This window comes from uncultured Kiloniella sp., assembly GCF_937128705.1.
Classification (GTDB): domain Bacteria; phylum Pseudomonadota; class Alphaproteobacteria; order Kiloniellales; family Kiloniellaceae; genus Kiloniella.
This window is the reverse complement of record NZ_CAKZMP010000378.1, coordinates 1-8,629: the sequence shown is the minus strand read 5'-3', so window position 1 is coordinate 8,629 and position 8,629 is coordinate 1. Positions and strand designations below refer to the sequence as shown.

At 45.6% G+C, this 8,629-nt stretch carries 7 protein-coding genes; 2 read left to right on the top strand and 5 right to left on the bottom strand.

What is annotated here, in order from left to right; translation table 11 throughout:
- Positions 1–470: DUF1287 domain-containing protein (locus Q0241_RS19420; RefSeq protein ID WP_299380752.1), on the bottom strand; the 470-nt coding region annotated here is incomplete at its 3' end.
- A gap of 139 nt (positions 471–609) precedes the next feature.
- Between Q0241_RS19420 and creD the strand changes: the two genes are divergently transcribed.
- Positions 610–2,112: a cell envelope integrity protein CreD gene (creD, locus tag Q0241_RS19415; protein WP_299380751.1), complete on the top strand. Its 1,503-nt coding sequence runs from the start codon at positions 610–612 to the stop codon at positions 2,110–2,112.
- 122 nt (positions 2,113–2,234) lie between these two features.
- On the opposite strand, the gene clpA is transcribed toward creD, so the two are convergent.
- From clpA to Q0241_RS19395, 4 genes are all read right to left on the bottom strand, one after another.
- The gene (gene clpA / locus Q0241_RS19410) at positions 2,235–4,538 is read right to left on the bottom strand and encodes an ATP-dependent Clp protease ATP-binding subunit ClpA (protein WP_299380753.1); all 2,304 of its coding nucleotides are present in this window, start codon (positions 4,536–4,538) and stop codon (positions 2,235–2,237) included.
- A 403-nt stretch (positions 4,539–4,941) separates the two neighbouring features.
- Positions 4,942–5,268, bottom strand: a complete 327-nt coding sequence (gene clpS, locus Q0241_RS19405) for an ATP-dependent Clp protease adapter ClpS (RefSeq protein ID WP_299380750.1) — start codon at positions 5,266–5,268, stop codon at positions 4,942–4,944.
- Positions 5,269–5,589: 321 nt separating this feature from the next.
- Entirely contained in the window at positions 5,590–6,156 is a 567-nt protein-coding gene (phaP, locus tag Q0241_RS19400; RefSeq protein WP_299380749.1) for a phasin family protein, read from the bottom strand.
- A 391-nt stretch (positions 6,157–6,547) separates the two neighbouring features.
- Entirely contained in the window at positions 6,548–7,237 is a 690-nt protein-coding gene (locus Q0241_RS19395) for a hypothetical protein (protein ID WP_299380748.1), read from the bottom strand.
- Positions 7,238–7,487: 250 nt separating this feature from the next.
- On the opposite strand from Q0241_RS19395, the gene Q0241_RS19390 reads away from it, so the two are divergent.
- A partial coding sequence (locus tag Q0241_RS19390) for a D-alanyl-D-alanine carboxypeptidase family protein (protein ID WP_299380747.1) occupies positions 7,488–8,629 on the top strand: 1,142 nt, incomplete at its 3' end.

Sequence of the window (8,629 nt, the reverse complement as noted above, 5' to 3'; positions counted from 1 at the left end):
TGACCGCGACGGGAAAAGAAAACCCGCAAGTTTGGCACCCGACGATGATCAATATTTCGATCCGTTGATGTCAATCCCCATATCTTTGGATAGCTGGCAAAGTTGGCCCGCATGTCTTCGTGTACCAGCTTTTGCAAATCAATCCCTAGCGCCCGATAGCTTCGGATCACCACATCGGTGCAGACACCAATGTTCGCAGGCACATCACCACCGGGATAGGCTATTGAGTGGTAGCTACTATCATAAACAACATTCTGTGTTGTTCGCACCAAAGCTGCCTCGGCAAGATTTTGTCCTGTCATGGTCTCGGCCCAGACAGCGCCAGAGAAAATCAAAGACGCGCCAATACATACAGTCGAAAGAACACCCCGCGTTATCATCATATCCCCCTTCAAGTTTGGTGTCGGTTCAATCTCACGGGGAAAAGTCTGACCGATAGATTTGCTTAAACTGTGGCAAGTTTGCGCCATTTTTCCTTGGATTGCCCCAATCAGTTCAAAAAATCAGCCCAAAGCCCTTCTATCTCTTTCTTCATTACTTCTTTTTATCAATTTTCAGTGCGTCTTTTGAGATGCTTCAATTACAGATTTCCTTTAAGGGGGAGGAAAAATGATCGACTTTACCACTGTACTGGTCATTCTGGCCGTCGTTCTATTTTTAGGCGTTTTTGCCATCATCGGACTGGTCTGTCTGCGCTGGCTCTATGGACGCTATGCTCAACAGGCTTCAGGGTTAACAGGTGATTTAGGGGGCAAAATTGCCAATAGCAACCCGCTGATGATTAAGGCTGTCATCATCGGATTCCTGACCTTGATGATGCTCATCCCTACCGCGCTCGTTCACGATCTAATGCAGGAAAGGCACAGCCTTTATCGTTCGGTTCTTCATGAAACCGATCAGGAATGGGGACAGGAACAAACCCTTGCCGCGCCCATTCTTGTTATTCCCTATACAACAGAAACCCGTATTACAGACAGCAACGGTAAGGACCGGATTATCGCGGGTCAGGACAAACTTGTTGTACTCCCCGATCAACTAAAACTCGACAGTGATCTCACCCATGATTTTAGAGAACGTTCCATCTATAAAAGTCTTGTTTATACCGCTGACATCAAAGGGTCAGCAAACTTTCGTCTCGATCCACCACCAATAAAGAACCTGCAAAAAATTCACTATGACCAAGCTTATATTGCCATTGCCTTAACGGATAACAGCGGTATCGGTTCCTCACCAGCAGTTCGTGTGAATGGCAAAAAATTGGAACTCATGCCCGGTACTGGCTTGCAAACGCCTTATCTTGTCAGCGGTTTTTCTGCCAAGCTTGATCCATCACAGGATCTCACTGATTTTTCCGTACAATTTGACACCTCGCTACGCGGTAGTCGCAATATCAGGGCAATTCCTTTGGGTATGAACACCCAGATAAACATTTCCGCTGACTGGCCCCACCCAAGCTTTCGACAGTTCCTGCCCAAAAGCCGTGATATCACCAATGATAGCTTTAATGCCACCTGGGAAGTCAGTCACCTGTCTCGAAATTACCCTCAGGTTTTCCGGGCATCAGATGATATAAACTTGGGCGAAATCATTGCCGAAGCACAGCTTTTTGAGCCAGTGTCCCACTACGGCACGTCTATACGTGCAGCGAAGTACGGTATTATGTTCGTTGCCCTGACATACCTTATGTTACTGGTGTTCGAGTTCACCCGTGGTATCCGCTTGCATCTGGTGCAGTACCTATTGGTCGGGGTTTCTCTGTCCGTGTTCTATCTAATACTACTGACGTTGTCCGAGCACATCAGCTTTAGCTTGTCATATTCCCTCGCCGCAGCTGTGACTGTCATATCCATTGCCAGTTATATCACCGCAGCCACCAAAGGTCGCACCAACGGCCTCGCCATCGGCTTCCTACTCTCTGCCCTCTATGGCTTCCTCTATTCAATCCTTCAAATGGAAGACTACGCCCTGACGATGGGCAGCGGCTTGCTCTTGATTGTACTTCTGGCAATGATGTATATGACTCGGAATTTGAACAAAGGCTCTATCCTTGATCCAGTCCTTGATAAGGAAGATCTTGCCGCCGATACCCCACAGCAAGTTATGGAAACCTAGGCATTTAGCTGGAAGGGGGGAAAGCCCCCCTTCCAGCGACACTAAAGTGCACAGTCTTCGTCTCTAGAAGCCATAAAAAAATGGCCCCGCAAATGCAGGGCCATTTTTTATGACAGAGCCTTCTAAGCTTTCTGCTTACGCCGAGACTTCTTTGCTCCTGGCTTTTTTGTTTCATCCGGGAAGCTAAAGCTTGGTTTATTGTCCTTGATATCAATGCGGACAACACCACCACGGGTCAGCTTGCCAAACAGAAGTTCTTCGGCCAGCGGTTTTTTGATTTCATTCTGGATAACACGGGCCAGTGGCCGTGCCCCATAGAGCGGATCATACCCTTCTGTTGCCAGCCACTTCTTGGCCTTTGGTGACAATTCAAAGGTAACCTGACGGTCTGCCAGCTGGGTTTCCAGTTCCATAATGAACTTGTCGACCACCTTGGCCATAACAACCGGGGATAGGTTCTTAAAGGGAATGATTGCATCCAGACGGTTTCTGAATTCCGGTGTGAAGATCTTGTTCACAGCCTCTTCATCATCCCCGATGCGAACTTCGCGGCCGAAGCCAATCGCAGGTTTCGCCATATCCGCGGCACCAGCGTTAGAGGTCATGATCAGGATCACGTTCCGGAAATCAATGGTCTTGCCATTGTTATCAGTCAAGCGACCATTATCCATAACCTGTAGCAGGATATTGAAGATATCCGGATGCGCTTTCTCAATTTCATCCAACAAGAGAATGCAATGCGGCGTCTTATCAATCGCGTCAGTCAACAGACCGCCCTGATCAAACCCGACATATCCCGGAGGCGCCCCAATCAAACGAGAAACTGCGTGACGTTCCATATATTCGGACATATCAAAGCGCGTTAACTCAACACCCAGTGAATGGGACAGCTGTTTTGCGACCTCTGTCTTACCGACACCGGTTGGGCCAGTGAAAAGATAACTACCAATCGGTTTTTCCGGTGTACGTAACCCGGCACGAGCAAGTTTAATCGCAGACGCAAGTGAGGTGATCACCTGATCCTGTCCGTAAACCATGGTCTTCAGGTCACGCTCAAGGTTCTTGAGGACAGATTTGTCATCCTTGGAAACTGATTTCGGCGGGATACGGGCAATCTTGGCCACAACAGCCTCAACGTCCTTCACACCTAGCGATTTTTTGCGCTTATCTTCGGGCAACAGCATCTGTGATGCGCCGACCTCATCAATCACATCAATGGCTTTATCCGGTAGTTTTCGATCCCCAATGTAACGTGCGGAAAGCTCCACAGCCGTACGTAAAGCTTCGTTAGAGTATTTAACCGAGTGATGCTCCTCGTAATAAGGCTTCAGGCCTCGTAAAATCTTGACTGCATCTTCAATTGAAGGTTCAGCGACATCGATTTTCTGGAACCGACGTACCAAGGCACGATCTTTTTCAAAATGATTGCGATATTCTTTATAGGTCGTTGACCCAATGCAGCTCAAATCCCCGTTCTGCAACGCAGGTTTAAGAAGGTTTGACGCGTCCATAGACCCGCCAGATGTTGCTCCGGCACCAATAACGGTGTGGATTTCATCAATGAAGAGAACGGCACCATCCATGGCTTCGACTTCTTTAACCACGCCCTTAAGACGCTCTTCAAAGTCACCACGATAACGAGTTCCTGCCAAAAGCGACCCCATATCGAGAGAGAAAATTTTGGTCTCTTTGAGAACTTCCGGCACTTCGCCATCAACAATCTTTTTGGCAAGACCTTCGGCAATAGCCGTTTTACCAACGCCTGGGTCACCAACATACAACGGATTGTTCTTGGTTCTACGGCAAAGAACCTGAATTGTGCGTTCCAGTTCCTGCTCGCGACCAACCAACAGATCAATTTTACCGTCTTTGGCTTTCTGGTTTAGATCAACACAATAAGCGTCAATTGCTTCGCGTCCTTTGGCTGCTTGGCCTTCACCCTCATCCATTAAATCATCAGCGCCGTGAATAGTACGGGTTTCTTCCAACCCTTCGACCTTTGTGATGCCATGGCTGATATAGTTCACCGCATCCAGACGGCTCATTTCCTGCTCTTGCAAAAAAAATACAGCATGACTTTCCCGTTCCGAGAACATGGCGACCAATACGTTGGCGCCTGTCACTTCTTCGCGGCCAGATGACTGCACATGTATCGCGGCACGTTGTAAAACCCGCTGAAACCCAGCTGTTGGTTTTGCATCGCCCAAATGGACAGTGGTTAGATTAGAGAGATCGTTATCGATGTAATCCAGCAGATCTTCGCGCAGCGTTTCAATTTCAACACCGCAAGCTCTAAAGACTGAAATGCCATCCTGATCTTCTGTAAGCGACAGCAACAGATGCTCTAGCGTAGCATATTCATGCCGACGCTCATTGGCATAGGCCAAGGCTCTGTGCAGTGTCTGTTCCAGATTGTTTGATAGCATTGCCATAAATTAACTTCCCTTCACAACCATCGTGATCAGATTGTTTGAGTTGACTTACCAGCGTCTCAAAATGCAAACGGTCTATGCTTACAAAATGCCAAGACCCCAGTACCCTAATATCAACCCAATCTCTTTGACCATTGTTACAAACTATACCTAGGGAGAGTATGTTCGCTCAACAAGACGTTAGATAAATAACATTACCTTTATCGTCCTTAATCATGGCCAAATTAGGTACATTTCCCTTAAATTATATATTTTTTCAGGATGTTACCTAAATTGTACAAAATTATTGTAGAGGTAAAAAAAAGAAGAAAGGGTAAATATTAAAAGAAATCTGATTTTTTTTTGGATTTTAGAGAAATGGGGGCAGACTGCCCCCGATTTATAGATCATTCGTTTATTATTCTTTTTCGATAGTACATTGCAACGGGTGCTGATTTTTACGAGCAAGATCCACCACTTGTGTTGCTTTTGTTTCGGCAACGTCATAGCTGAACACGCCGCATACACCGACACCTTTTTGATGTACCTGCAACATAATACGCGTGGCGTCATCCTGTCCCTTGCCAAAAAACTGTGTCAGGACATGAATAACAAATTCCATCGGCGTGTAATCATCATTCAACAACAAAACCTTGTACATCGACGGACGCTTGGTTTTCTCGCGTGGTTTTACGAGAATGTCGTCCGACGTGCCAAAATCATCATCACGCTCTTTTCCACTCATAGAGAAACTACCTAATCATTCCTAGTCTTCAGAGATACACTTTCCAGCGACATCATGCTATCGCATCAAGGTATCTACAATTTTATTATACCTTGGTAAACAGGTGACAAAGTCCAGCATGACTAAATTTAGCACTGGTGAAAAACAACCAAGCCCTCAGACCATGCATAAAACTCTATTACCAACAGCATTATATTATAGGGTGCCTGCATTCCCTGTTCAAGATGGCTCTGCTCAAGATAAAAGGCTCTATTCACACAAAAAGCCCTGCATTAAGCAGGGCTTTCGGCGTTACTTATAAAAAAAGCGTGCTTTTAAAACTTAAGCAGCAGCTTTTGTCATTTTCTCAACAGCTTCAGAAACCTGCTTGCGAACTGGCTCAACAGCCTCAGTCGTCAGCTTGGTTGTCAGTGTTGTTAGCTCATTGCCGTTTTTTACCATGGCATCAAAAGATTCACGTGCATAGCTAGACTGAATGTCTGTTACTTCGTTGAAATCTTTTGCGCCAAGAAAAGCTTCTGCAACTGCAAAGTTCTTTTTCATAGCATCCTGTGCCATGCCCATGAACATTGAGTTCAGCTTCTGATAACCTTCAGAAATACTGTTGCCTGACTTAGCAGCCAATTCAGCACTTTCTTTGTTCAATTCAGCAGCGCTTTCGCATTGCTTATAAAGAGTATCCATAACTTTTTCTGCCTGAGCTTGAGAAAAAGAAAAAGCTTGCTCATAGCCTTTAGTAGCAGCGTCCATACTTGATTTCATCATATTCTCCACGGTTTCAGTTCCGTTAATGACAGTATCTTTACCAGTATTCTTGGCGTTAGCTTGTGCAGCTTTCGCCTTACTTTCAGTCGTATCTGCCAACTTTTTCTTAGTTGTTGTTGTCACCTTAGTCTCCTAGGATTAGTTCGTTTTCACGGCGTTCCGCCTGCATTTACCCGCTTATGGTAAAAATTAAGGCTACCTTCGCTCTTAATTCAGGGCGGAACCTTCATCCTCCCCAACCGACAACTCACTCATGCTGCAATGCAACATAAGCATTAACATACACATTTAATTTGAGATTTCAAGGGCAATGCTGCAATGCAACAAACACATAACGCGATTGCAACCGAAATGACACATTGCAATCAACGCGAAAAGAGACAGAAGATCACAATCTCTTTGCCTGTAGAAACCATAAAACCTCGTAGAGCACATATAAAAACAGGTGAAGCTTTCGCGCCACCTGCTGGAAAAACAAGCTAGGACCTTTGGGATCCAGGATTAATGATAAGCTTTAAAAGGCGGTCAAAAGGCCATTCTCCCCGACTTCAAGGTCAAAGTGTTTTCGTTGTTCTGCTTTTGATTGATGCATCCGCGCCGCATTTTTTGTCCCAACGTCACGAACTGGATTTACATCTATACCTGTTTCATCATGCTTGAGTAAGAAAGGCATAAAGGCCAGATGTTCAAACCCTTCGGATGTTTTCTTCCAGCCGTTATAAACAAAAGCGCCGTCATAACAGAGTGCTGATACCCAATAAAAATCATCAGAACGCAATCGATTCCCTTTTGTATGTGGTTCGCCTGCACCCGATACTTTTAAAAGCCCCTCTAGTTCACTCACTTCTGCAGCAGAAAGTCTTTTGATAGATTTTTCCCAACCAAACTGGGCCAAAGGATCTGAAAGAGAGATTTTAGATCCTCTAAGACCATGACCTTCCTGAACTCTGGAAACCATCTCGGCAGAGCCACCTGGCTGACCTTTAATTTCATAGCTGCGAATCTGCTCATCATATACAGCGTTATAAACCAACCGATATTCAGTAACACCCGGAACACAACGTTCACGGATATCATCTCCGCCAACATAACTGAACCAAGTCGCCTTTTGTGTGTAAGGCTTATCGATATTCCCTTGATAAGCACACCCTGCAGCAAGCAACAGCGGTGAAAATACCAATGGCACGAATTGAGCTAGACGCATTTTATCCTCAATATGTAAAATTAAACAATTTTCCGCCATTTTTGCCATTTATTAACATTGGCATTGTATCTTTACACATTCTCAAGATAAATATGTCATCCTGATGGCAGATGGTTAATGGCAACTAGACAGAAGAATCGATTTTATGTAGAATCCTTCTGTTTTAAATGGTTAGTAGACGTATTTGAGTTATAACATTCGATAAATCGCCTAAAATTTATCGACAAGCCCATTTTAAAGGGGGGAATTAATGAACCTAGGACTGAAGCTCATTTCCACTATGCTTCTGACCCTGTTCGTGCTTATGGCACCGGCACAGGCCAAGTACGCATCCCTTGTGATTGATGCACATACTGGCGAAGTTCTGTACAGTAGAAACGCAGATACGCGTAACTATCCTGCCTCCCTGACAAAAATGATGACCCTCTACATGGCATTTGATGCCTTGGAAAAGGGCAAGTTGACCATGAAACAAAAGCTCCCCGTATCAAAGCGAGCTGCTGGTATGGCACCGTCAAAACTTGGGTTAAGATACAAAAGTACCATTTCAACCAAAGATGTGATTATGGCACTGGTCACAAAATCTGCGAACGATGCAGCCGTTGTTATGGCCGAAGCCATCGGTGGAAAAGAAACAACTTTTGCCAGAATGATGACCAAAAAGGCACATGCCTTGGGTATGACCAGAACAACATTCCGTAACGCGTCTGGCTTGCCAAACCGTGGCCAATTGAGCACGGCACGCGATATGTCAAAATTGGCTATCGCGCTAAAGCGTGATTTTCCCCAGTACTATCACCTATTTTCAACGCAGAGCTATAAGTACAAAAACAGATCCTATCGAAACCATAACAAGCTCCTTGCCAGTTATCAGGGAACTGATGGTATAAAGACAGGCTACACCCGCGCTTCTGGCTTTAATCTGGTTGCATCTGTGGTACGTAACGAGCGTCGTTTAATCGGTGTTGTTTTCGGGGGAAAGACTGGTCGTTCTCGTGACCGTCATATGAAAGAAATTCTGGATAAAAGCTTCAAACGTGTTGGCATCACTCAGGTTGCAAAGTTACCTGTCGCGCCAAAGCGGAACCCCCGTCGTGAAACTATTATCGCCTCCGCACCGCCACAACCAGCGCCTCAGCCTATCCTGACCGCATCTGCTGGTCTGTCTCTTCCTGGGCAGATTGCTCCAGAACAGATTGCAGCGGTGCAACCTGTCGGGAGTGCTGCTCAAGAAATTACAGATTGGGGAATTCAAGTCGGCGCATTCAAAAATTATGAGCCCGCAAAAATGGCCGCAGACCAAGCTTTAGCCCAAATAAAATCAACACCAACAGGTACTCAGGTGCACATTCAGCAAGTTGATAAGGCAGAGGGTTCACTCTACAGAGCTCG